The organism is Streptomyces sp. NPDC055955, from assembly GCF_042270245.1.
In the GTDB taxonomy this organism is placed as follows: Bacteria; Actinomycetota; Actinomycetes; order Streptomycetales; family Streptomycetaceae; genus Streptomyces.
On sequence record NZ_JBHJYS010000026.1, the window covers coordinates 31,367 to 54,706 of the forward strand.

Annotated in this window: 18 protein-coding genes and 2 pseudogenes; 8 read left to right on the plus strand and 12 right to left on the minus strand. The window is 71.3% G+C overall.

All coding sequences use genetic code 11. The annotated features are described in order from the left end of the window. Window positions 1-424: 424 nt before the first annotated feature. Together ACFC96_RS37815 and ACFC96_RS37820 are read left to right on the plus strand one after the other, a co-directional pair. Window positions 425-2,086, plus strand: coding sequence for an ABC-F family ATP-binding cassette domain-containing protein (locus ACFC96_RS37815; protein WP_376616724.1), 1,662 nt, complete (start codon window positions 425-427; stop codon window positions 2,084-2,086). A 113-nt stretch (window positions 2,087-2,199) separates the two neighbouring features. Continuing rightward, window positions 2,200-2,346, plus strand: a complete 147-nt coding sequence (locus ACFC96_RS37820) for a hypothetical protein (protein WP_376616726.1) — start codon at window positions 2,200-2,202, stop codon at window positions 2,344-2,346. Between the two features lie 25 nt (window positions 2,347-2,371). Here the strand turns inward: ACFC96_RS37820 and ACFC96_RS37825 are convergent, their stop codons facing one another. Further along, window positions 2,372-3,793 carry an FG-GAP repeat protein gene (locus ACFC96_RS37825; RefSeq protein WP_376616728.1) on the minus strand — a complete coding sequence of 474 codons (1,422 nt, stop codon included), beginning with the start codon at window positions 3,791-3,793 and terminating at the stop codon, window positions 2,372-2,374. A gap of 206 nt (window positions 3,794-3,999) precedes the next feature. On the opposite strand from ACFC96_RS37825, the gene ACFC96_RS37830 reads away from it, so the two are divergent. Further along, window positions 4,000-4,623: a class I SAM-dependent methyltransferase gene (locus ACFC96_RS37830; RefSeq protein ID WP_376616730.1), complete on the plus strand. Its 624-nt coding sequence runs from the start codon at window positions 4,000-4,002 to the stop codon at window positions 4,621-4,623. Between the two features lie 14 nt (window positions 4,624-4,637). Here ACFC96_RS37830 and ACFC96_RS37835 read toward each other — a convergent pair whose 3' ends face one another. Beyond that, the gene (locus ACFC96_RS37835; RefSeq protein ID WP_376616732.1) at window positions 4,638-5,276 is read right to left on the minus strand and encodes a LysE family translocator; all 639 of its coding nucleotides are present in this window, start codon (window positions 5,274-5,276) and stop codon (window positions 4,638-4,640) included. Between the two features lie 141 nt (window positions 5,277-5,417). On the opposite strand from ACFC96_RS37835, the gene ACFC96_RS37840 reads away from it, so the two are divergent. Beyond that, window positions 5,418-6,038, plus strand: coding sequence for an L-threonylcarbamoyladenylate synthase (locus tag ACFC96_RS37840; RefSeq protein ID WP_340456629.1), 621 nt, complete (start codon window positions 5,418-5,420; stop codon window positions 6,036-6,038). A 16-nt stretch (window positions 6,039-6,054) separates the two neighbouring features. Here ACFC96_RS37840 and ACFC96_RS37845 read toward each other — a convergent pair whose 3' ends face one another. The 3 genes from ACFC96_RS37845 to ACFC96_RS37855 all read right to left on the minus strand — a co-directional run bounded on the left by ACFC96_RS37845 (window position 6,055) and on the right by ACFC96_RS37855 (window position 12,814). Further along, on the minus strand, window positions 6,055-7,290 hold the full coding sequence (locus tag ACFC96_RS37845; protein ID WP_340456630.1) for an epoxide hydrolase: 1,236 nt from the start codon (window positions 7,288-7,290) through the stop codon (window positions 6,055-6,057). Between the two features lie 10 nt (window positions 7,291-7,300). Further along, window positions 7,301-8,638 (minus strand): M1 family metallopeptidase, encoded by a 1,338-nt coding sequence (locus tag ACFC96_RS37850; protein WP_376260812.1) that lies wholly within the window; start codon window positions 8,636-8,638, stop codon window positions 7,301-7,303. A gap of 105 nt (window positions 8,639-8,743) precedes the next feature. Then, the gene (locus tag ACFC96_RS37855; protein ID WP_376616734.1) at window positions 8,744-12,814 is read right to left on the minus strand and encodes a Pls/PosA family non-ribosomal peptide synthetase; all 4,071 of its coding nucleotides are present in this window, start codon (window positions 12,812-12,814) and stop codon (window positions 8,744-8,746) included. Window positions 12,815-13,138: 324 nt separating this feature from the next. Between ACFC96_RS37855 and ACFC96_RS37860 the strand changes: the two genes are divergently transcribed. Then, a complete protein-coding gene (locus tag ACFC96_RS37860) occupies window positions 13,139-14,782 on the plus strand; it encodes a GMC oxidoreductase (RefSeq protein WP_376616736.1) in 1,644 nt (547 codons plus the stop codon). A gap of 41 nt (window positions 14,783-14,823) precedes the next feature. Here the strand turns inward: ACFC96_RS37860 and ACFC96_RS37865 are convergent, their stop codons facing one another. Both ACFC96_RS37865 and ACFC96_RS37870 read right to left on the minus strand, forming a co-directional pair. Then, window positions 14,824-15,303 (minus strand): carboxymuconolactone decarboxylase family protein, encoded by a 480-nt coding sequence (locus ACFC96_RS37865; RefSeq protein ID WP_340456636.1) that lies wholly within the window; start codon window positions 15,301-15,303, stop codon window positions 14,824-14,826. After that, entirely contained in the window at window positions 15,303-16,388 is a 1,086-nt protein-coding gene (locus ACFC96_RS37870; RefSeq protein ID WP_376616738.1) for a dihydrodipicolinate reductase, read from the minus strand. The genes ACFC96_RS37865 and ACFC96_RS37870 overlap by 1 nt, the downstream gene beginning before the upstream one ends. Window positions 16,389-16,567: 179 nt before the next feature. Here ACFC96_RS37870 and ACFC96_RS37875 point away from each other — a divergent pair, with 179 nt between their 5' ends. Next, complete coding sequence (locus tag ACFC96_RS37875) at window positions 16,568-17,020, plus strand: hypothetical protein (RefSeq protein WP_376260820.1); 453 nt, start codon at window positions 16,568-16,570, stop codon at window positions 17,018-17,020. Window positions 17,021-17,087: 67 nt separating this feature from the next. Here the strand turns inward: ACFC96_RS37875 and ACFC96_RS37880 are convergent, their stop codons facing one another. Then, a complete protein-coding gene (locus ACFC96_RS37880) occupies window positions 17,088-17,393 on the minus strand; it encodes a cupin domain-containing protein (protein WP_376260821.1) in 306 nt (101 codons plus the stop codon). A gap of 147 nt (window positions 17,394-17,540) precedes the next feature. Here ACFC96_RS37880 and ACFC96_RS37885 point away from each other — a divergent pair, with 147 nt between their 5' ends. Then, entirely contained in the window at window positions 17,541-18,110 is a 570-nt protein-coding gene (locus ACFC96_RS37885) for an isochorismatase family protein (RefSeq protein WP_376616740.1), read from the plus strand. Window positions 18,111-18,140: 30 nt separating this feature from the next. On the opposite strand, the gene ACFC96_RS37890 is transcribed toward ACFC96_RS37885, so the two are convergent. The 4 genes and pseudogenes from ACFC96_RS37890 to ACFC96_RS37905 all read right to left on the minus strand — a co-directional run bounded on the left by ACFC96_RS37890 (window position 18,141) and on the right by ACFC96_RS37905 (window position 22,741). Beyond that, window positions 18,141-18,491, minus strand: a complete 351-nt coding sequence (locus ACFC96_RS37890) for a UBP-type zinc finger domain-containing protein (protein WP_340456641.1) — start codon at window positions 18,489-18,491, stop codon at window positions 18,141-18,143. Next, window positions 18,488-19,957, minus strand: a complete 1,470-nt coding sequence (locus ACFC96_RS37895; protein WP_376616742.1) for an ATP-binding protein — start codon at window positions 19,955-19,957, stop codon at window positions 18,488-18,490. Before ACFC96_RS37895 ends, ACFC96_RS37890 begins: the two co-directional genes overlap by 4 nt. Then, entirely contained in the window at window positions 19,954-21,630 is a 1,677-nt protein-coding gene (locus ACFC96_RS37900) for an FAD-dependent oxidoreductase (protein WP_376616744.1), read from the minus strand. The genes ACFC96_RS37895 and ACFC96_RS37900 overlap by 4 nt, the downstream gene beginning before the upstream one ends. Window positions 21,631-21,776: 146 nt before the next feature. Further along, a pseudogene (locus ACFC96_RS37905) lies at window positions 21,777-22,741 on the minus strand (threonine/serine dehydratase). A 197-nt stretch (window positions 22,742-22,938) separates the two neighbouring features. Here ACFC96_RS37905 and ACFC96_RS37910 point away from each other — a divergent pair. Next, window positions 22,939-23,319 (plus strand): annotated as a pseudogene (locus ACFC96_RS37910) (MMPL family transporter); the annotation flags it as partial. Window positions 23,320-23,340 lie beyond the last annotated feature (21 nt).

The window sequence follows — 23,340 nt, forward strand, 5'->3', positions numbered from 1 at the left end:
GCCGGAATGCGCCGGAGTGCCCGGCGACAGGCCGGTCACTCCCAGACTTGCACGCTGCCGCAGAGCGTGCATGTCGGGCAGGACCGGCCTCGTGACCTGGGGCTCTTGCCTTCCGATCACCCGATCGTTAAGGTTTGCGGCGTCTTTGTTGTCTCCGATTGAGGTGGACGTTGCGCATCTGAGGATCGCGATCACCGCGCCGTACGGCCTTCGCCGCCGTACGCCCGTCACGCTGTAGCGGCCGTTCCGTGCCGCCCGTGACCCCGCGTGGATGCGACCTCGGTGCATGAGCCGTCCCGATGATCTCTCGGACAGCCGCACCCTCCTTTCCGGGTCCTCGGATTCCCGCCCGCCCGGTTCGGTCGTCGCGTGGTGCTCGCCTACGTAGCCCCTTCCCACCGCGCCTGCGAATGCGAGACACACCATGGCGACACCCACCGCGCCCAGCGCCTCCCTGACCTGCTCCGCCCTGTCCTTCCAGTGGCAGGACGGCACCCCCGTCCTCGACGGGCTCTCCCTCGCGATCGGCCGGGGCCGCACCGGACTCGTCGGCACCAACGGCACCGGCAAGTCCACCCTGCTCCGCCTGCTCGCCGGTCAACTCGCCCCCTCCCAGGGGTCGGTGACCGTCGGCGGCAGCCTCGCCTACCTTCCGCAGAACATCACCCTCGACACCACGCTGCGCGTCGACCAGGCCCTCGGTATCGCCGAGCGACGCGCCGCGCTGCGCGCCATCGAGAACGGCGACGTGAGCGAGGAGCACTTCGACACGGTCGGCGACGACTGGGACGTCGAGGAGCGGGCCCTCGCCACACTCGGCTCACTCGGTCTCGCGGACGTCGAACTCGACCGCACCGTGGGTCAGTTGTCCGGCGGGGAGACCACGCTCCTGCGCCTGGCCGCCCTGCTCCTGGAGCGCCCCGACGTCCTCCTGCTGGACGAGCCGACCAACAACCTGGACGTCTTCGCCCGCCGCAGGCTCTACGAGGCCGTCGACTCCTGGCGCTCCGGCGTCCTCCTCGTGGTCAGCCACGACCGCGAACTCCTCGAACGGGTCGACCGCATCGCCGAACTGCGCTCCGGCTCCGTGAGCTGGTACGGCGGCGGCTGGTCGGCCTACGAGGAGGCGCTCGCCACCCAGCAGGAGGCGGCCGGGCGCATGCTGCGGGCCGCCGAGGCCGACGTGCGCCGGCAGAAACGCGAACTGGAGGAGACGCAGATCAAGGTGGCCCGCCGCGCCCGGCACAACAAGAAGCTGGACGCCCAGCGCAAGGCCCCGAGGATCGTCGCGGGGGAGAAGAAGAGATCCGCGCAGGAGTCCGGCGACAAACTGCGCGGGCTGCACGAGGACCGGCTCAGCGAAGCGCACGAGCGGCGCGAGGAGGCCGCGGAGGCGATCCGCAACGACGCCGAGATCCGCGTGAGCCTGCCCCACACCGCCGTGCCCACGGGCCGCACCGTCCTCAGCCTCGACGAACTGAGCCTCGCGCACGGCAAGCTGCGCGACGGCAGCCTCCACATCCACGGCCCCGAACGCATCGCGCTGGTGGGCCGCAACGGAGCCGGAAAGACCACGCTCCTGCGCACCCTCACCGGTGAGCTCGAACCGCTCCGTGGCCAGGCGAAGACGTTCGTACCCCTGCGGTTCCTGCCGCAGCGCCTCGACGTACTCGACGAGGAACTGAGCGTCGCGGCGAACGTGGCCCGCATGGCGCCGGGCGTCACCGACAACCACATCCGCTCCCAGCTCGCGCGGTTCCTGTTCAAGGGCGCCCGCGCGCAGCAGCCGGCCGGCACTCTCTCCGGCGGCGAACGCTTCCGCGCGGCACTCGCGGCCACGATGCTCGCCGCACCGGCCCCGCAGCTCCTGATGCTGGACGAGCCGACCAACAGCCTGGACATGGCCAGCGTGCGGCAGTTGACGAGCGCACTGGAGTCGTACGAGGGCGCCCTCCTGATCGCCAGCCACGACCTGCCCTTCCTCGAGTCGATCGGCATCACCCGGTGGCTGCTGCTCGGCGAGGACCTCCAGGAGACGACCGCGGAGGAGGTGCGCGACCTGCTGGAGGCCCCCGAGGCCGGGTGACATGAGGGCGTGATCGGGGCGGTCCCGGGATCGTGGATCGATCGGCGGGGCCGCACGGCCAGGCTTGACGGCGCGCCTTCGTCGAGGCCGCCGTCTTCGCCCAGGTCGCCGCCTTGATCGCCCTCGTCGTCGTCCAGGCCCGCGCCACCGACCCGGAACGGCTCCAGGGCGGCACCGGCGCCGTGCCCCTCACCCCCGCCGAGGAGAGGCGCGGGCCGCGCGCCGTCCGGTGCCTCGCCGACGAACCGGGCCACCCGTGACGGTCCGCCCCCGGAGGGCCGATCCCTACGCGGTACGCGGCGGGAGCCCGAGGCCGGACGGGTCCAGGAACTGGATCCGTCCGCCCGTGCCAAGCCCCTTCGGTGTACCCGGGAAGAGCCAGAGGCCGCCCTTGCCACGCAGATAGCCGGGGGCGGTCGCCACCACGTCGGAGCGGCCGTCGCCGTTGACGTCGAGGAGCGGGAACGTGGCGCCGAACCCGTCACCGCCCGACGGGTCGTGCCGGCCCGGAACACCGGGAGTGTCGAGATCGAAGGCGGTGGCGTCCGCGCCCGTCGGGGGACCGCCGGGACCGCCCGGCAGCAGCGTGAACCGCCCGTCGCCCTGGTCCTCGCCGGGAGTGTCCACGAGCAGATCGGGATGCCCGTCACCGTTCACATCGCCGGTGCCCGCGCCCCTGCCGAAACCGTCCTTGCCCTGCGAGTCGCCCGGAACACCGGGTGTCTCCTGGTCGAAGACGGCGTTCGGCCGCCCCCCTCCCACTCCCGACTTCGACCCGTACGCCACGGTGAGCCGCCCCGAGGCAGGTCCCTCCGCGACGCCGACCTCGCGGTAGCCGGGCGCAAGTATGTCCTCGATCCCGTCACCGTCGACGTCACCGCTGCGCGGCACCAGGACCCCGTCGTACGTCTCGTTGCCCAGGTTCGCCGGCGGCCGGGCCGGCGTCAGACCGCGAGGGCTGCCGCGGAAGTACGTCACGGACGGGCCGTTGGCCGACGGCGGATCCGCGTCCTCCTCGCCCGGGTCGGGGTCGGTGAACAGGACATCGCCGTAACCGTCGTCGTCGAAGTCTCCGCTGATCGCCTGGCTGGGGCTCGCCGCCTCCTTGAGTTCGGCGGTGCGCGCAGGAGCACCGTCCTTGCCGAACGGGCCGTACGCCACCAGACCCTGCTGGTCCGGCCGTTCGGTGTCGATGGGGTTGGGGTGGTGCCCCGCGTAGACCAGGTCGACGGCCCCGTCGCCGTCGACATCGGTGGCCGCGCTCGCCATCACGAGACCGGCGGCCTTGACCGGGACGGGGTCGGCGAGGCCCTTCCTGCCGCCCGGCAGAATCACGGCGGTCCCGGGGTCGTCCCGGTGCGCCGGATCCTCGGCGTGGCGGTCGGTCCGCGTCGCGACGAGGTCCGTGTAGCCGTCGCCGTCGAGGTCGGCGCGGAGCAGCGGACCGTAGTAGAAGTCGCGGTAGGTCCTGCGGCGCCCGGGGTCCAGGCCCTTCGCGGAGCCGGGGAGGACGAGCAGGTGGTAACCGGTCGGCTGCCGGAACTTGTTCCACGTGGTCATGGGCGTCACGAAGTCGTCGTAGCCGTCCCGGTCGAAGTCCCCGAGCCCGCGCGCCCCCGCACCCCGGCCCGTGGGCACCCTCGGGGCGGGGTCGACGCTGCGGTCCTCGTGGGCGTCGCCCCCGGAACAGCCCACGAGCAGCGTCACCGCGCATCCGCAGGCGATCAGTGCCTGAGACGGTCGACGGCTTTTACGGGGAGCACGGGACAAGGCGTTCCTCCTGGATCTCCTGCAGAGTTACGGGTAGGACCCCTCGGGAACGGACATGGTTGCGGTCCGGAAGATCGCGGTTCCGCAACGTCGCACCGGGGCCGCCGCGGTGCCATGCTGGAAGCGAGACCTGGAGGGCCGCCATGGGGTTCTATGCCGAGCAGGTGCTGCCCCGCATCATCGATGTCGCCTGTGGCGTGAGGATGACCGCACCGCTGCGGCGGCGCGTCTGCGAGGGGCTGCGGGGCCAGGTCGTGGAGATCGGGTTCGGTACGGGACACAACGTCCCCCACTACCCGTCGACCGTCGAGGGCGTCGTCGCGATCGAACCCTCGGACGTCGGATGGCGACTCGCCGCCGCGCGGGTCGGCGCCGCGTCCGTCCCGGTGCGCCGCGCCGGCACGGACGGCCAGTCGCTGCCCTTCGAGGACGACAGTTTCGACACCGCCCTGTCGACGTGGACGCTGTGCACCATCCCCGACGCCGGGGCCGCGCTGCGCGAAGTGCGCCGTGTACTGAGACCCGGAGGGACACTGCACTTCCTGGAGCACGGACTCGCACCGGAAGAGGACGAGAACGTACGCCGCTGGCAGCGACGCCTGGAACCGGTGAACAAGCGGCTCTTCGGCGGCTGTCACCTCACGCGCCCGATCGCCGACCTGCTGACGGAGGCCGGATTCACGGTCATGGCACTCGACGTCTTCTACGAGGAGGGCGCGCCGAAGCCCATCGGCGCCAACTCCCTGGGCGTCGCGCTCGCGCCGTAGGCGGGTGAACGTCCCTAGTCGGCACGGCCCGTCGCCGCGACGGTCACACCCAGGCCGATCATCGTCAGCCCACCGACACCGCCGACCATGCCGAGCCGCCGTGGCGAGTGGGCGAACCAGTTCCGCGTCGTCGACGCGACCAGGCCCCACACGCTGTCGGACACCACCGCGATGACGTTGAAGACCAGGCCGAGCAGAAGCATCTGGAGGGTGACGTGCCCCTGGCCGCGGTCGACGAACTGCGGCAGCACAGCGGCGAAGAACACGATCGTCTTCGGGTTGGCCACACCGACGGCGAACCCCTCCCACACCGTACGCAGACTGCCGTGCGCGACCCCGTCACCGGCGAACGCGGTGTGCAACGACCGTCGTTGACGCACGGCCTTGACGCCGAGATACACCAGATACGCGGCGCCCACGAGCTTCAGCGTCGTGAAGACGAGGACCGAGCGCTCCACGACAGCACCGACACCGAGCGCCACGGCCACGACGAGAACGTAGGCGCCGAGCGTGTTGCCCACGACCGTGGTCAGCGCGGCACGGCGCCCCTGCGACAGCGCCCGTCCGATCACGAACAGCACGCTGGGGCCGGGAATCACGATCAGCAGGAACGACATGGCCGCGAAGGCCAGCAGTCGGTCGGAAGACACCATGGACTCATACAACACCTCGGCGCGTTCCGTCCGCACGGGATTTTCCGCGCGGCCCGCGCGCCCTGTCCCGGGGACCGCTTTCGGGGGAGAGCCTCCTTCGTTCAGAGATCGCTTCAGGCCCTCGGCCACTACACTCGGCGGATGGCGAAGTACTTCGACGTTCACCCCGAGAACCCCCAGCGGCGCACGATCAGCGGTGTGGCCGACAGCATCCGCGCCGACGAACTCGTCGCGTATCCGACCGACTCCTGCTACGCGCTCGGGTGCCGGCTCGGCAGCCGCGACGGCATCAGCCGGATCCGGGCGATCCGCCACCTCGACGACCGTCACCACTTCACGCTCATGTGCCAGAACTTCGCCCAGCTCGGGCAGTTCGTGCAGATCGACAACGACGTGTTCCGCGCGATCAAGGCGGCGACGCCCGGCAGCTACACCTTCATCCTGCCCGCCACGAAGGAGGTGCCGCGCCAGCTGCTGCACCCGAAGAAGAAGACGGTCGGCGTCCGGATCCCCGACCACGCGGTCGTGCAGGCCCTGCTGGCCGAGCTGGGCGAACCGATCCTGTCCAGCACGCTGCTCCTGCCCGACGAGGAAGAGCCGCTGACGCAGGGCTGGGAGATCAAGGAGCGGCTCGACCACGAGGTGGACGTCGTGGTCGACTCCGGCGACTGCGGCACCGAGCCGACCACGGTCATCGACTTCTCCGGTGGCGAGACGGAGATCGTACGGCGCGGGGCGGGCGACCCTTCGCGGTTCGAGTAGCGGTCGGAGCGGCCGCTCAGCGCCGCCCGCGGAAGGTGCGGCGCAGGTCGTCGACCCAGGCGTCGGGGACCTCCCACGGGATGAAGTGCCCGCCCTCGTCATGGGCGTTGACGTTGACATGGTGGTACCAGTCGGCGCGGTCGCTCGCGAGCCAGTCGTCGACGCGCTGCCGCGCCGTCGTGACGCCGGGCGGGTTCTCGTACCCGACGAAGGTGAGTCCGGTGGGCGCCTCGACCACGGGCGTACGGGTGTGGGCGGGCGTCCACGGGTAGCGGTTGGCGTTCGCGTAGTACCGCGTCGACGTACCGATCGTGTTGCCGGCCCAGAAGATCGTGGCGTGGGTGAGGAGTTCGTCCTTCGTGAAGACGGTCTCGATGTCGCCGTGGTGGTCGCTCCAGTTGACCCAGCGCTCCAGGATCCAGGCGAGCAGACCGACGGGGGAGTCGCTCAGGCCGTAGGCGAGCGTGCTGGAGTCGAGGACGTGGACGGCGAGGTGGGAGGCGAAGCGGCGGTCGAGGGCCAGGATCCGGGCACGGACGTCGTCCGGCAGTCCGTCGGGGACGGGCCGGCCGCCGCTGAAGTCCCAAGCGCGGTCGCCGGTGAAGAAGTCGAGTCTCAGGCCCGATCCGATGTGGATGCCCAGGAGTTCGTCCGCGTACTTGTGGCCCAGCTGACCCGTGACCAGGGCGCCGATGTCGCAGCCTCCGGCGGCATACCGGGTGTGGCCGAGGGTGTCCGTCATGAGGGTGTGCCAGAGGTCGGCGACCTTCCAGAAGTTCATGTCCGGGTGGTCGCGCAGTGGTGCCGAGAAGCCGAATCCGGGCAGGGACGGGACGATGACGTCGAACGCGTCGGCCGGGTCACCGCCGAAGGCCGCGGGGTCGGCCAGCGGGTCGACGACCTTGGACCAGTGCCAGAACGTCCAGGGCCAGCCGTGGGTGAGGATCAGCGGGGTGGGGTTCGGGCCGGCCCCGGGCCTGCGCATGAAGTGCACCGGGACGCCGTCCACGCGCGCCCGGTAGTGCTCGTAGGCGTTGATCGCGGCTTCGGCCTTGCGCCAGTCGTAGCTGTGGAGCCAGTACTCGGCCAGCTCCTGGAGGTAGCCGCGGTCGACTCCGTAGAACCAGTCGCCGTTCCCGACGTCGTCGGGCCAGCGCGTCATGTCGAGGCGCCGGCGCAGGTCCTCCAGGACGGCGTCGGGCACGTGGACGGGCGTGGGATCCAGGGGGAAGCGTGGTGTTCCGTCAGCCACGGGAGAATCCTTACCTGTAGGGGACGAGAGGTGCCGGGAGCGGCGGAAGCGGCCTGCGGCGCAGCCACGCCGTCATGAGGTCGTCGACCGGCGCCGTCGCGTGACGGGCGACGTGCGCCGTGAACGCCTCGGTGGTCACCACGCCGTGCCGGTGTCCCGAGACCCAGGCGCGCACCATGCGGAAGAACGGCTCGTCGCCCAGTGCGCAGCGGATCGCGTGCACGGTGAGCCCGCCGCGCTCGTAGACCTGGTCGTCGAACAGCGACTTGCGGCCCGGGTCGGCGAGGACCAGGTCCTGCGGCAGCGCGGACAGCTCCCGGTGTGCGGCGGCGGCCAGTTCCTGCGTGCTGCGGCCGCCCGAGCGCTCCGACCACAGCCATTCCGCGTACTTGGCGAAACCCTCGTTCAGCCAGATGTCCCGCCAGTCGGCGACGGTGAGGCTGTTGCCGAACCACTGGTGGGCGAGCTCGTGCGCGACGAGCCGCTCCCAGCCCCGCGCGCCGTCCACGTGGTTCGCGCCGAACAGGGAGAGCCCCTGTGCCTCGACCGGGACGTCGAAGTCCTCGTCGGCCACCACGACGGCGTACTCGCCGAAGGGATACGGCCCGAAGAGCTCCTCGAAGAGCCGCATCATCTCGGGCTGCCGGGCGAAGTCCCGTGAGAACTCCGACAGCAGACGCGCCGGGACGTGCGCGCTCTGCGGCACACCGCCGAGCCCCGGCTCGCCCAGCAGGACCGTCTGGTACATGCCGATGGAGAGGCCCACGAGATAACTCGGCGTCGGTGCCTGCTGCTCGTACACCCAGGTCGTCGTCGACGACTTCGTCGTGCGCGTGAGCAGGCGTCCGCCGACGACCACCGTGTACGGCGAGGGGACCGTGAGGGAGATCTGGTAGGCGGCCTTGTCGTCGGGCCGGTCGTTGCACGGGAACCAGGACGGCGCTCCGACGGGCTGGCTCGCGACGAGCGCGCCGTCGGACAGCTCGTCCCAGCCGAGCCCGCCCCAGGGGCTGTTGACCGGCTTCGGATTGCCCGACCAGTTCACCTCCACGGTGAACGCGGCGCCGGCCCGCAGCGGCTTCGCGGGCCGGATCCGCAGCTTGCCGCCCCGGTGCGTGTAGCGCGGCTGGCGGCCGTCCACGAGCACCTTGCCGAGCCGGAAGGCCTCGAGGTTGAGATGGAACTCGGTCAGCGGGGCCCGGCCCGCTATGGCGCTGATACGGGCGTTGCCCGCGAGGCGGTTGGGGCCGGGGCGGTAGTCGAGGGACAGCTCGTAGCGGTGCACCCGGTAGCGGGGGTCGCCGTGGCCGGGGAAGTACGGCTCCGAAGCCGGTGTCTGGCCGCTCACTGAAGTGTCCACTCCCTGCGCCGTACTCAACGTGTCTGTGTCGTGCCCCCCACCCCGCGCGGTACGCATCGAAGCCCTGACCGACCCTACGGTGTGACCGCCCTTCTAGGGCCGCCAGGACTCGATCGGATTGCCCAGCCAGCGTGTGTCGTCGGGTACGGACTCCGCGGCCATGACCAGGGACGCGGGGCCCAGAGTGGCGCGAGCGCCGACCGTACTGCCCGGCAGGACGATTCCGCCAGGGCCCACCGTCGAACCTCCGCCGAGTGTCACCTTGTCCATCCGCAGGATCCGGTCGTGGAAGAGGTGCGTCTGCAGGACGCAGCCACGGTTCACGGTGACGGCGCTGCCGAGGGTCACGAGGTCCGTCTCCGGCAGCCAGTAGCTCTCGCACCACACGCCCCGGCCGACGCGCGCACCGAGGCCCCGCAGCCACAGCGTCATGAGCGGGGTGCCCGGCACCGCGCCGATCAGCCACGGAACGGCGACCACCTCGACGAACGTGTCGGCGAGCTCGTCGCGCCAGACGAAGCCGCTCCACAGCGGGTGCTCACCGGCCTTGTGCCGGCCTACGAGAAGCCACTTCGCGGCGACCGCGGACAACGCGCCCACGACGCCCGCGCCGAGGAGGACCGCCCAGGACAGCGCGGCGGCACCCCACCAGCCCACGCCCGCCGGCCCGGCGAGCGCGCACAGCGCCCCGCCCGTCAGCACGGCGAGCGCCGCCGAGCAGAAGACGGGCACGAGCCGGAACAGTTCCACCGCGCCGCGCGCCCACAGCAGTCGCGCCGGCGGGTCGTACGTACGCGAGTGGTCGCCGCCCTCGGGAGCACGCGGCAGCTTCATCGGCGGCAGCCCCAGATACGAGGTGCCCTTCTTGGCCTTCTTCGGGGTGGCCGACAGGACACCGACCAGACCTCCGTCGGGGACGCTCCGTCCCGGCCCGGTCATACCGGAGTTGCCGAGGAACGCCCGCCTGCCGATCGTCGCCCGCCCGATCCGGACCCAGCCGCCGCCCAGTTCGTACGGAGCCGTCAGGGTGTCGTCGGCGAGGAACGCCCCGTCGCCGACCGTGGTGAGGCTCGGGAGGGCGAGGACCGTGGAGACCTCCGCTCGACGGCCGATCTTCATGCCGAGCAGCCGCAGCCACAGCGGCGTGACGAGCCCCGCGTACAACGGGAACAGCGTCTGCCGGGCCGCGTCCATCAGCTGCGTGATCGTCCAGGACTGCCAGCCGGTGCGGCTGTGCGTCGGATGCAGGCCCGGCCGCAGCCCGAGGCTCAGCAGCCGCACGGCGCCCACCAGCAGCAGCGCGTACGCGCATCCGAAGGCCGGCGCGGCGGGCACCACCGCGAGCAGGGCGCCGCGCAGCGCCTCGCCGGGACCCGCGTCCGCGGGCACGAAGCGGAGCGCCACCGCGAGCGCGGGCACGGCCGCGAGCGCCGGCAGCGCGGAGAGGGCGACGCCCGACGCCCCGTACATCAGCCGCCACCCGTACGAGCGCTTGGGGCGCTGCTTCGGCCAGTCCCGCTTGGCCTTGCCCAGCTTCACGGCGGGGGAGCCGGCCCAGCGCTGGCCGGTCGGGATCTGGCCGGTCACCGCGGACCCGGGGGCCACCTCGGCCTTCTTGCCGACGCGCGCGCCGGGGAACAGCAGGCTGCGGGTGCCGACGACCGCTCCGCCGCCGACCTTGACGGCACCGATCACCAGACGGTCGCCGTCGAGCCAGTGCCCGGAGAGGTCCACGTCCGCCTCGACGGCGCAGCCGCGGCCCAGCTTGAGCATGCCGGTCACCGGCGGCAGTGAGTGCAGGTCCACCTCGGAGCCGATCCGCGCGCCGAGGGCACGCGCGTACCGCAGCAGCCACGAACCGGTCAGCGAGGTCGCGCCGCTGCACTCGGCGAGCCGCTCAGCCGTCCACAGCCGCAGATGGACATGGCCCCCGCGCGGATACGTGCCCGGCCCGACGCCCCGCAGCAGCAGCCGCGCGCCCGCCGCGGCGAGGGCGAGCCGCCCCGCGGGGCTGAACAGCACCGCCGCCCCCGCGGCCACCCACCACCAGGACACGGCCGGAGCCCAGGCGTAGGACCCGAACCAGTGCAGGACATTGCCGAGTGCGGCCAGAGCCACGCACCAGCGCAGGCCGACGAGCGTGAACAGCGGGAGCAGCAGCAGGAGTTGAAGGACCTGGGCGCGTACCGGAACCGGCTGGACATCTCGGTGAGTCTCCGTGTCCTGCGCGGACTCCTCCAGGCGGCGGGCGAGCTTGCGCAGCGTCGGGTGCTGGTAGATGTCGAGGACGGCGGCGCCGGGGTATCGGGTGCGCAGCCGAGTGGTCAGCTGGGCGGCCGCCAGGCTGGAGCCGCCGATCGCGAAGAAGTCGTCCTTGGCGCCGGTCACGGACACCCCGAGCGTGTGCGTCCACTGTTCGGCGAGCCATGCCTCCGTGCCGTACAGCTGCTCGGCGGGCCCGGCGGAGGCCTCCAGGTCGGGCAGCGGCCAGGGCAGGGCGGCGCGGTCGACCTTGCCGGACGTGCGGGTGGGCAGGCTCTCGACGGGGGCGAGGAGCGGCACCAGCGCGGCGGGCAGCGCGGCCCGCAGGCGCTCGACGGCCTCGGTGCGGTCCCAGCCGTCCTGCGTGACGACATAACCGACGAGCAGTTGGTTGCCGCTGCGGGCCGTGCGCACGGCGGCGGCCGCCCCGGTGACACCTGGCAGCGCCTGCAGCGCCGCATCGACCTCGCCGAGCTCGATGCGGCGCCCGCCGAGCTTGATCTGCTCGTCCCCGCGCCCCAGGAACACGAGGCCTTCCGGGTCCGCCTTGACGAGGTCGCCGCTGCGGTAGGCGCGCTCCCAGCCGAGGGAGGGCAGTGGCGCGTACTTCTCCGTGTCCTTGGCGGGGTCGAGATAGCGGGCCAGGCCCACGCCGCCGATGACGAGCTCGCCGGTGGCGCCGAGCGGGACGGGCTTGCCCGCCTCGTCGACGACGGCCAACTCCCAGCCGTTTAGCGGCAGTCCGATCCTGACCGGCTCCTCGCCGGTCATCAGGCACGCGCAGGCGACGACCGTGGCCTCCGTGGGGCCGTACGTGTTCCACACCTCGCGGCCCGCGGTGACCAGGCGCTGCGCCAGCTCGGGCGGGCACGCCTCACCGCCGAAGATCAGCAGGCGTACGTCGTCGAGGACCTGGGGCTCCCACAGCGCGGCGAGCGTGGGCACCGTGGACACGACGCTGATGTCCTGCTCGACGAGCCAGGGCCCGAGGTCGGCGCCGCTGCGGACGCGGGAGCGCGGCACCGGCACCAGGCAGGCGCCGTTGCGCCAGGCCAGCCACATCTCCTCGCACGACGCGTCGAAGGCGACGGACAGGCCGGCCATCACGCGGTCGCCGGGGCCGATCGGCTCGTCGGCGAGGAACAGCGCGGCCTCGGCGTCGACGAAGGCGGCGGCGCTGCGGTGCGAGACCGCGACGCCCTTGGGCTTCCCGGTGGAGCCGGACGTGAAGATGATCCAGGCGTCGTCGTCGGTGGCGGGCAGGCAGTCGGCGGATCCCCGGGGAGGCCTGGCGCCGCCTTCCTCCTTGCCGTCGGGTCCCCACGCGGTGAGGTCGTGTCCGGCGCCGATGACGGCGCGGACCCCGGCTTCGCCGAACACCAACTCGGCCCGTTCGTCGGGGTCTTCGGCGTCCACGGGGACGTAGGCGGCGCCGACGGCGAGCACCGACAGGATCGCGATGTAGAGGTCGTTCGTCCCGGAGGGGACGCGGACGCCGACCCGGTCGCCCCTGCGGACCCCGGCCAGCGCGAGCCGCACGCGCAGGTTCTCCACCTCGTCGGCGAGCGCGCGGTACGTGAGCTGCTTCGCCCCGTCGTCCAGGGCCAGTTCGTCGCGGTGATCGCGCACGGACGCGCCGAAGATGTTCATGAGGGTGCGGGCAGGGGCGGCCGGGCCCGCGGTGAACAGGGCCGTGCCGCCGTGTGCCGCGACGGTGCTGCCCTCGAAAGGCTGAGCGTCGGGGGTGGTGACGGTGTGCTCCGGTGGTTCGGCCGGGTCCGGGGGTTCGGCCGGGGAGGCCTCGCGCTCCACGACGACGCCCGCGGCGTCGTCGACTGCCACCGTGCCGGGCGGCGGTCCGTCCGTCGGGGGGACGTCGCTGCCGTTGTCTGAGGTCGTCATGGGTTCCTTGCGTGTCGCCGCCGGAGCTGGATCAACGGTGATCCCGCATGAAAGCCGTGCTGCCGGTCCGGCCGGGCGCCGAACAACCTGACGAAGTGTAGTAACCCGCTCGATTGTTTACATGGAGGGACTTGCCTGGATCTGTGTGACAGTGCTAACTCCGCCCCGGCTGCCGACAGCCTCCCCGGGGTCGTCGGCGCACCCGGGACGTGTGGACGCGAGTTACCTGTTCGGCGCACACGAATTACCTTTTCGTGTGTAGTGACTTGATGCGCGAACGGCAGTAGAACTCGTTTCGATTCCATCGAAAGTGAGGAACGTGCCATGAGTGGTTCCACCACGCGTGCAATGGGTTCCAGGAACGTCTCGCGACGCACTTTTATCGCTGGAACCGGTTCTCTTCTGGGCGCCGCGGCGCTGTCGGCCCACGCCCCCGCGGCCCGTGCGGCCGACGCCCCGGTCGCCGCTTCGATCGACTCGGGCGCACACGTCCGCGCCCTCGTCGTGGGCACGGGTTACGGCGGCTCCGTGACCGCGCTGAGACTCGCTCAGGCGGGTGTCGACGTCCACATGATCGAAATGGGGATGGCCTGGGACACCCCTGGGCCGGACGGCAAGATATTCGCCAACACGACCAGCCCGGACGCCCGTTCCTACTGGCTCCGGACCAAGACCAGACAGCCCCTCAGCAACTTCCTGGGCTTCCCGCTCGACAAAGACGTCCCCCGCTACACCGGAATTCTGGACGCCGAGGAAATGGGCGGGATCGTCGTCTACCAGGGCCGCGGCGTCGGCGGCGGCTCCCTGGTCAACGGAGGCATGGCGGTCACGCCCAAGCGCGAGAACTTCGGCGCCGTTCTTCCGTCGGTCGACGCCGCCGAGATGTACGCGACGTACTACCCGCGCGCCAACGCCGGGCTCGGCGTCGGAACCGTCGATCCGGCCTGGTTCGAGAGCGCCGAGTGCTACCGGTTCGCGCGCGTCGGCCGTAAGCACGCCCAGCGCTCCGGCTTCCCGTTCGTCTTCGTACCCGACGTGTACGACTGGGACTACATGAAGCAGGAGGCGGCCGGCACCGTCCCCAAGTCGGCGCTCGCCGGCGAGATCCTCTACGGGAACAACTACGGCAAGAAGTCACTCCAGAAGACCTACCTGGCCCAGGCCGCCGCCACCGGCAAGGTCTCCATCTCGCCGCTGCACAAAGTGACTTCCGTCTCGCCCGCGCCGGGCGGCGGCTACACGGTCGTCATCGAGCAGATCGACACCACCGGCACGACCACGGCCACCAAGACCGTCACCGCGGACAAGGTGTTCTTCGCGGCCGGCAGCGTCGGCACGAGCAAGCTCCTGGTCGAGCTCAAGGCCACCGGCGCCCTGCCCGCCCTGAACGGCGAGGTGGGCAAGGGCTGGGGTGACAACGGCAACGTCATGTGCGGCCGCGCCAACCACCTGTGGGACCCGACCGGCAAGGTCCAGGCGTCGATCCCCTGCGGCGGCATCGACAACTGGGCCGCCGGAGGAGCGTTCGCCGAGGTCGCGCCGCTGCCGACCGGGATCGAGACCTACGCCTCGTTCTATCTGTCGATCACGAACACGCCGCACCGCGCCGAGTTCTCGTGGAACGCGCAGGCGGGCAGGGCGGAACTGAACTGGCAGACGGCCTGGAAGCAGACCTCCGTCGACATGGCCAAGACGATCTTCGACAAGATCAACGCGAAGGAGGGCACGATCTACCGCACCGATCTCTTCGGCACGTACAAGATCTGGGGCGACCACCTCACGTACCACCCGCTCGGGGGCGCGGTCCTGAACAAGGCCACCGACAACTACGGCCGCCTGCACGGCTATGCGGGCCTCTACGTCATGGACGGCTCGCTCATCCCCGGCAACACGAGCGTCAATCCGTTCGTCACGATCACGGCGCTCGCCGAGCGGAACATCGAGAAGATCATCGCCACCGATCTGTGACCGGCCCACGGCGCGGGGGCCCGGCTCACGGCCCCCGCGCCTCAGGCCGTGGGCAGGACGCACACGGAGTCGAGGCCCAGCACGTGGTTGAGCCGGCCGAACGCCAGCCAGGAACCGATGCTCATGCTCAGTTCCACGATCTCGACCTGGCTGTACAGCGCGGTCATCCGGGACCAGAACTCCTCGTCCAGGCCGTGGTGGTCGAGTGCGTACCGCTCGGCGTACTCGGCCGCGAGCCGGGTCCGGTCGTCGAGGGCGTCGCTGGTACGCCACTCGGTCACCGAGTCCGCGAAGGACTCCTCGACCTTCTCCCCGTCCCGGTCGGTACGCCAGTCCAGGCAGAACCGACACCCGTTGATCTGCGCGATCCGCAGCCGCGCCGCCTCGAACTCCCGCAGGCCCAGCGTCGTATGGGCGTACACGGACAGCGAGAAGTTGGCGGCCGCCATGCCGATACCGGGGACCATGTCCCCCCAGACGTAGCCGATCGGTTCCTGTCCCTCGGGGATGTCGATGATCATCAGTGCTTCCTTCCGCGATGGCCGAGCTTTCCGACTGCGGGGCGCAGCGGGACGTCGAGCGCGTCGTACAGGCCCGGGGCCTGGTCCACGAGCCAGTCGATGGCGTTCACCAGCCGGCCGACCGCGGTGGCGTTGCCGCCGGCCGACCGGTTGTCGCCCTCGTCCGCGGCCTCGACGGTGACCTCGATGCGCGGGCGGCCCTCGACGATCACCCGGTGCGCCCCGGTGCCGTCGGGGGGCGTCGGCCAGTCCGGCGCGCAGGACGGGTGGATGCGGGTGACGTGCTCGATGACGATGAGGGGTTCGCCCCCGACGATGCCCTGCACCTCGAACCGTACGGCGCCCTGGGTGCCGGCCTCGAAGTCGCCCATCGTGCGCGTGCCGACCGTGGCGTCGAGCGGGCGACGTTCCAATGTCTCGCGGATCTCGTCGAGTTCGACCCCGAGCGCCCGCGCCATCAGACGTATCTGCCCTCCCCACACCATCGTCGGAACGGTGTCCCACAGCATGGGCGGGTCGTAGTCCATCGGCTGGCCCATGCCGACCAGGAGCCGTACCGACTCGGGCTGGTCGTACGTCGAGTAGTCGAAGATCTCCTGGCAGCGGATCGCGTCGACGGTGCTCCCGAGCCCGCTGACGAGGAGCGGCAGGACGTCGTTGCCCCAGCCCGGGTCGACGCCCGAGGCGAAGAAGGAGCCGCCGCCTTCCGCGATCGCGGCCACCACAGGATCCCGGAACTCCGGCGGCGCGCCGCGGTGGTCGTACAGGGGATAGAGGGCGGGGGAGACGACGACGGCGCCGGACCGCAGGGCCCGGGCGATGTCGGCGAGGGCGTCGTCGGGGCGGATGTCGCCGGAGGCCGCGTACACGACGGCCCGGGGCCGGGCGGCCAGCACCGCCTCGATGCCGTCGCTCGCCCTGACGCCCAACTCATGGCCGAGAAGCGCGAGTTCACCCGCGTCGCGGCCGACCTTCGCGGGGTCGTGAACCAGTACGGCGACGAGCTCCAGTGCTGGGTGGGCCTCGACGGCACGGATGGCCGCGCGCCCGACATTTCCGGTACCCCAGACAACGGTGGAAATCATGCGCGGAGGGTAGCGCCGGGGCCCGAACCTTCCTAGAGCCATGACAAGTCCAGGCGATGCGGACGGACGGCCTACGCACCGGAGGACCGTCCCGGACGCCCCCGTATGCTCAGCAGTTCGGCCCGGGGCGAGATGTGCCGGGCCGAACTGCTGAGGTGTACGGGGATCACGGAGGAAACGTGCGCAGGACGGTAACCGGCATTGCACTGGTCGCGGCGACAGCCGCTCTGCTGGCCGGGTGCGGCAGCGGCGGGGGAGGCAGCAAGGAGGCCGGGGCGAAGCAGGACACGTCGACGGCCCCCTCGCCCACCGTCTCGAAGCCGGCCGGGGGTCAGGAGGCGACCCGCGAAGTGACCTTCGAGGTGCGGGGACAGGGCAGTACGCAGGTCTTGTGGACAGCCGGCGAAAGCAAGACGGAGCAGGTGAAGCTGCCCTGGACGAAGACGACCCGACTGACCGTCAAAGGCGCCGAACTGAAGGTCGGCAGCCTCGTGTCGGTCGTCCCCGGCTCGGTGACCGGCTCGGACGGACAGCTCGAGCCGGCCTCCTGCGTCATCAAGGTCGACGGCAAGCAGGTCGCGGACAACAAGGACGGCAAGTCGATCGCGGGCTGCAAGTACCTCGTCAAGTGACCGCCGTCAGGTGACTGCTGTCAGGCAACTGCTGTGAAGCGACCGCCGTCAGGTGACCGACGGAGCGCTAAGCCGAGGCCTTCGACGTGCCCTTGAGCTCGATCTCGACGAACGCCAGCCACGTGCCGCCGGTGTTGACGACGTCGTGCTCGCCGCCCGCCGGGCGCGCGTAGGACTCGCCGGCGCGCAGCTGTGACTCGGTCACCGTGCCGTCGGGGGCGAACGCGCTGATCCGGCCGTCCACCACGGGGACGACCACGTAGTCGTGCTCGTGGACGTGGCGGCCGGTACGCGTGTCGGGCTCGAAGTCCCAGCGGGTCACCCGTACCTGCTCGTCCTCGTGCTGCACGCTCGGCTTCGCGGTCGTCGTCATCGGAACTCTCCCTGCTGTCGATCACGGGGCGTCGGCTTCGACGCCCACGTCAGAGGCCTGAACGGCATCCGACGTCAGTGGAACACACGACCCGGAGGCGTACGAAACCCTGTGGAGGTGTGCGGCTCCGACGGTCATGATGACCGCATGATCAATCGCGTAGAGGCCCTGATCGTGGTGGACGTCCAGTCGGCGTTCGTCTCCGGCGAGGGGGCCGTTCCCGATGCGGTACGTCTCGTGGAGCGGACGACGGACCTGATCGCACGGGCCCGCGGCGGCGGGGCCCTCGTCGTCCACCTCCAGAACGACGGGCCGCCCGGGGCGCAGGACGCACCGCACACGCCGGGCTGGGAACTGCACCACCCGGTCGAGCCGGGCCCGGCGGAGGTCGTGATCCGCAAGCCCGAGGACGACGGCTTCGAGAGAACCGCGCTGGGCGGCCTGCTCGCCGGCGCGGGGGTCGAGGCGCTCGCCGTCTGCGGCGTGATGTCCGAGATGTGCGTCCAGGCGACGGCGCGCACCGCTCTCGCGCGGGGCTATCGGGTGGTCCTGCCGTACGACGCCCACGCGACCCAGAACGTCCCGGCGGCCCCCGGCATCAGCGAGGAGATCCCGGCCGCCACCGTCTCCAGGGTCGCGGCCTGGGCGCTCGGCAGCGACGCGGACACGACCACGCGCTCGGCGGACGTGTCGTTCACGGCCCCGCGGCGTCCGTGATGCGTGGCTCGCCCGCCCGGGCGAACGCCGTCACCCCAGCAACTCGGTCCAGTTCGAGGGGACTCGGTCCGCGGGGCCGGGGGTCGACTGTGTCTCGGGATGGCTGACGGGGGGAGCGAGGTCCGGGCCCGTCTCGATGAGCGAGGACGTGTTGTAGTCCCAGAACCAGCTCTCGCCCGGCTCGAAGCTCTGGATCACGGGGTGGCCGGTGGTCTTGGCGTGATCCGTCGCGTGCTTGCCCTGTGAGTCGTCGCAGCAGCCGATGTGGCCGCACTGCGCGCAGCGCCGCAGATGGAACCACCAGCCGCCGGCCGTGTCGCACTCGACGCATCCGGTGCCGCTCGGCGCGACCGAGGGGTCGATTCCTTTCGGGGTGGTCATGAGGGCTCCTGTGGGGGGTCGGGTTCGGAGTCGGAGTTCGTGGACGTGAGGGGGAGACGCACCTGGAAGCGGGTGTCTCCGGGCTCGGAGCGCACTTCGAGCTGGCCGTGGTGCTTGTTGACGACAATGCGCCAGGAGATGTCCAGGCCGAGCCCGGTTCCCTCGCCCACCGGTTTGGTGGTGAAGAAGGGGTCGAAGATGCGGCCTCGGATGTCCGCGGGGATTCCTGGCCCCGTGTCGCGGAACTCCACGAGCAGACGGTCACGGTCGAGCGCGGTGCGCACCGTCAACGTGCCCTCGCCGCCGGCGCTGTTCATCGCCGCGACCGCGTTGTCGACGAGGTTCGTCCACACCTGGTTGAGCTCGCCGGGGTAGGCGGGGACCTCGGGCAGGGTGCGGTCGTAGTCCTTGACGACCCTGATCCCGTGACCGAACTTCCCGGAGAGCATCATCAGCGTGCTGTCGAGCAGCTCGTGCACGTCGGCGAACCGGGAAGGGGCCCGGTCGATCTGGGAGTACTGCTTGGCCGCGTCGACGAGGTGGGAGATCCGGGCGGTGGAGTCCTCGATCTCGTTCATGAGGAGTTCGGTCTCGACCGTGTAGTTCAGCCACCGCACGGCGCCTTCGAGGGTCTCCTCGCCGACGGCCGAGGCGACCTGGTCGAGCCAGTCGACATCGAGCCCGGCCTGGACGAAGTTCGGCGCCAGCTGCCAGCCGTCGGTGATCCCGTGGTCGTCCAGCCAGTCCGTGAGGACGTCCTCGCGGTCGGAGGTCTCCAGAGGGGTCAGGACGGGGGCCTTGGACACCTGCTCGGCCGTCCGCTCCTGAATCTCGATGAGCGTCTCCAGCGTGGCCCGCCGGTAGGGGCCGGCGGCGATCGCACCCAGTTTGTGCCGCATGCCCGCGACCCGCTCGCGCAGCGAGGACGTGGCCCGCGCCGCCGCTGCGGCCGGGTTGTTGAGCTCGTGGGTGAGCCCGGCGGACAGCGAGCCGAGCGCAAGCAGCCGCTCCCGCTGGCCGATCGTCTGCTGGACGTTCCGCGTACCGAAGAACAGCCCTTCGAGCAGGTGGACGGCCATGGGGAACCATTCCCGCACGACGGCCGCGAAGGTGTCTGCCGGCAGGACGAAGAACCGCGAGGGCTCCGTGACCCGCATCGAGCTGTTGTACGTCTGCGGGGCGCGATCGCCGAGATAGGACTGGAAGGCGCCCGAGTACACACCGCGACTGGAACTCCGGTTCACCTCCACGTCGTCGGCGCCGATGCGGCGCGACAGGACGAGCTCGCCCTCAAGGAGTACGTAGAAGCAGGTCGCCGGATCGCCTTCCCCATACACGGGCCCAGGATCGAATGCCTCCACCCGGCCCTCGCGGCACAGCCGGTCGAGCTGGTCCGGGTCGAGCTTCTCGAACAGGAACAGTGAGCCCAGTTCCTCGCGGCTGCACGGAACCGGCCGCCCGTTCACGACTGCTCCAGATACCGGTGTACGAGCATGACGGCCATGGCTCCCTCGCCGACGGCGGACGCGACGCGCTTGGCGGACTCGGAGCGCGCGTCCCCGGCCACGAACACGCCGGGCACATTGGTCTCCAGGTGGTACGGCGGCCGGTCGAGATCCCAGTCCGCGGGCGGTCGTCCGTCCGGGGTGAGGTCGGGACCGGCCATGATGAACCCCCGCCGGTCCCGCAGCACCGTCCCCTCCAGCCAGCCGGTCAGCGGCGCGGCCCCGATGAACACGAACAGCCACTGAGCGTCCACGAGTTCGGTGTGCCCGCTCGCCACGTCGCGCAGGGTCAGCTGCTCCAGATGACCGGATCCGTGCGCGGCGTCGAGGACGGTGCCGGTGCGCACGGAGACGTTGGGCGCGTCCTCGATCTGCTGGACGAGATAGTGCGACATCGAGGCGGAGAGCGACGGGCCGCGCACGAGGAGGGTGACGGACTTGGCGCCCCTGGCCAGGTAGATGGCGGCCTGTCCCGCCGAGTTCGCGCCGCCGACGATGTAGACGTCGTGCCCCTGGCAGGCGCTCGCTTCGGTCAGCGCGGAGCCGTAGAAGACCCCGCACCCCGTGAGGCCCGCAAGGCCGGGTGCGTCGAGCTGCCGGTACGACACCCCCGTCGCGAGGATCACGCTGTGCGCGGAGACGGCGGAGCCGTCGGAGAACAGCACGGTGCGCGCGGCCCCGTTCACCTCCAGGCCCGTCACCTCACGTGCGGTGAGGATCTCGGCGCCGAACCGTGCTGCCTGGCGCCGGGCACGTTCGGTGAGCTGGGACCCGGACACGCCGTCCGGGAAGCCGAGGTAGTTCTCGATCCGGGAGCTCTGGCCCGCCTGTCCGCCGGTCGCCGAGCGTTCCACGAGCACGGTCCGCAGGCCCTCGGACGCCCCGTAGACGGCGGCGCCGAGCCCCGCGGGGCCGCCGCCGACGACGATCAGGTCGTAGAAGTCGGACGTCGGCGTCGTCGCCAGGCCCACCCGTGCTGCCAGCTCGGCGTCCTCGGGTGCGACGAGCGCGGTGCCGTCCGGGGTGATCACGAGCGGGAGGCGTGAGCCGTCCTGCCCGGCGGCGGCCAGCAGACAGCGGGCTTCCGGATCCTCGGACGAGTACCACCGGTACGGCACCTGGTTGCGGGCGAGGAACTCCCGGACGTCCGACGACCGCGCCGACCACCGGTGCCCGACGACCTTCGTGATCGCCACGGGCTTGCGGTCGGTGGCCCGCCAGTTCTCCAGCAGGTCCTCCACGACGGGATAGAGCTTCTCCTCCGGCGGGTCCCAGGGCTTGAGGAGGTAGTGGTCGAGGTCGACGACGTTGATCGCGTCGATGGCGGCGCTCGTGTCGGCGTACGCGGTCAGCAGGATCCGGCGCGCGCCCGGATAGATGTCGATGGCCTGCTCGAGGAACTCGATGCCGTTCATCTCGGGCATCCGGTAGTCGGCCAGGATCACCGCCACCAGGTCGCCGCGCAGTTTGAGCTCGCGCAGCGCGTCCAGGGCGGAGGCCCCGGACTCCGCGCGGACGATGCGGTACGACTCGCCGAAGCGCCGCCGCAGGTCACGGGCGACGGCGCGGGAGACTCCCGGGTCGTCGTCCACGGTCAGGATGACGGTGCGCGCTGGGCCTGCGGCCTGTGCCATGCGTCTTCCACCCCGAACTCATCGGCGTCTCGCCCCGGCGCCGGTCCCCGCGGACGTGCGCGCGGGAACGGCCGGAGAACCCCATCGTAAGTTCGATCGCCGGGGTTCGCGCTGGAACTCCCGCGGGGTGCGTGATCGCGGGGGTGTCAGTGCGGGAGGCGTGGGTCCCGGGTGAGGTCGCCGGGGTCCGTGTTCGCGCCGCACAGGATCACGGCGACCCGCTCGCCGGGCGCGGGCGTGTAGACGCCCGAGGTCACCGCCGCGAGCGCCGTGGCGGCCGCGTGCTCCACCGCGAGCCGCCGGTCGTCCCACAGGGCCTGGCGTGCGGACACGATCGCCTCGTCGCTCACGAGGACGGACCGGACGTGGTCCCTGCCCGCCCAGTCGAGCGCCATCTCGGAGGTGCGGCGTGCGCCGAGGGAGTCCGCCGCGACGGAGTCGACCGGGACGTCGACCACCGCGCCCGCCTCCAGCGCGGAGTGCAGGGCGCAGCAGCGCTGCGGCTCCACGGCCACGACGCGTACGCCGTGCTCACGCGCCGAAGCGGCGACGCCCGTGAACAGTCCGCCGCCGCCCACGGCGACGAGAACGGTGTCGACGCCCGGACGAGCTCCTCCATGACCGTGCCGGCACCCGCCGCGATCAACGGGTGGTCGTACGCGTGGGACTCCAGGGCTCCGCTGTCGGCCGCGTACTTCTGCGAGGCCGCCAGCGCCTCCGCGTACTCCGAGCCGACCTGCCGGACCGTGGCGCCCAGCCGCCGGAGCCTGTCCACCTTCACCGCGGGCGCCGTCTCGGGGACGAAGACGGTGGCCCGGACCGAGTGCCGGGCCGCGGCCCAGGCGCAGGCGAGCCCGGCATTGCCCCCGGAAGCGATGACGACGCCCGCGTCCGGCATCAGGCCCGCCTCGATGTGGCTGCGCACGAAGTTGTAGGCGCCACGCGCCTTGAACGAGCCGGTGTGCTGCATGAACTCCAGCGCGAGCCACCCTTCGGCCTCGCCGAACGCACCGTCGAACGCCTGGTCGCCCAAGGGGGCCACCACGAGCGGGCGGGTGTGCCCCGCGATGCGGTCCGACGCGGCCCGTACGTCGTTGAAGGCAATGGTCACGAGCTTCTCCTCGGATGAGCGGGTGGTGACGACCCTACGAGAAGCGGTCGGCGCCCCAGCCGTCACCCGTTCCCCCGCCCCGACGTGCCGATGGGAACGGACGGGCTCCGATCACGTCAGAAACGAACAGCGCCGCGCCGGCCCCCGCCCGGCGGCCAAGGCCCTCCTGCGCCGCACCGGAGAGTGGTGCGCCCGGCGCATGGCTGCCTACGGGCGACCCGAAGGCCGGCGTGCACGCATGCTCCGGAGATCACCGTCCGTGTCATCACAGGCGCGGCGCCCGTCATGGTCAGCGTCTTCGCCGCGTTCGTCGTCAGCGACAACATCGTGGTGAAAATGCTCGGCCTCGCCGCGAGCGTGCTGATCGGCGCCACCGTCGTGCGGCTGCTGCCGGTGCCCGCGGTGATGACACTCCTCGACCGATCCGCCGGTGGACCCCACGCCGGCTCGACCGCATCGTGCCGCACCCGTCCGCTGAGGGTGTCCCGGAAGCCCCCTCACCGTCGTCACCCGCCCGTAGCGACCCCGCGGGGTCCACGAACTGGACATCCCCACGTTTGAATGCTGTGTGCAGCTAACCTGTGCCGGTCCATTCGACA

What these genes read in the sequence shown, in the direction of transcription:
- ACFC96_RS37890 (WP_340456641.1), bottom strand. Translation starts at nt 18,491, where the DNA reads ATGACCACCCCGAAAGGAATCGACCCCTCGGTCGCGCCGAGCGGCACC.
- ACFC96_RS37885 (WP_376616740.1), top strand. Translation starts at nt 17,541, where the DNA reads ATGATCAATCGCGTAGAGGCCCTGATCGTGGTGGACGTCCAGTCGGCG.
- ACFC96_RS37860 (WP_376616736.1), top strand. Translation starts at nt 13,139, where the DNA reads ATGAGTGGTTCCACCACGCGTGCAATGGGTTCCAGGAACGTCTCGCGA.
- ACFC96_RS37900 (WP_376616744.1), bottom strand. Translation starts at nt 21,630, where the DNA reads ATGGCACAGGCCGCAGGCCCAGCGCGCACCGTCATCCTGACCGTGGAC.
- ACFC96_RS37830 (WP_376616730.1), top strand. Translation starts at nt 4,000, where the DNA reads ATGGGGTTCTATGCCGAGCAGGTGCTGCCCCGCATCATCGATGTCGCC.
- ACFC96_RS37840 (WP_340456629.1), top strand. Translation starts at nt 5,418, where the DNA reads ATGGCGAAGTACTTCGACGTTCACCCCGAGAACCCCCAGCGGCGCACG.
- ACFC96_RS37855 (WP_376616734.1), bottom strand. Translation starts at nt 12,814, where the DNA reads ATGACGACCTCAGACAACGGCAGCGACGTCCCCCCGACGGACGGACCG.
- ACFC96_RS37815 (WP_376616724.1), top strand. Translation starts at nt 425, where the DNA reads ATGGCGACACCCACCGCGCCCAGCGCCTCCCTGACCTGCTCCGCCCTG.
- ACFC96_RS37870 (WP_376616738.1), bottom strand. Translation starts at nt 16,388, where the DNA reads ATGATTTCCACCGTTGTCTGGGGTACCGGAAATGTCGGGCGCGCGGCC.
- ACFC96_RS37880 (WP_376260821.1), bottom strand. Translation starts at nt 17,393, where the DNA reads ATGACGACGACCGCGAAGCCGAGCGTGCAGCACGAGGACGAGCAGGTA.
- ACFC96_RS37835 (WP_376616732.1), bottom strand. Translation starts at nt 5,276, where the DNA reads ATGGTGTCTTCCGACCGACTGCTGGCCTTCGCGGCCATGTCGTTCCTG.
- ACFC96_RS37865 (WP_340456636.1), bottom strand. Translation starts at nt 15,303, where the DNA reads ATGATCATCGACATCCCCGAGGGACAGGAACCGATCGGCTACGTCTGG.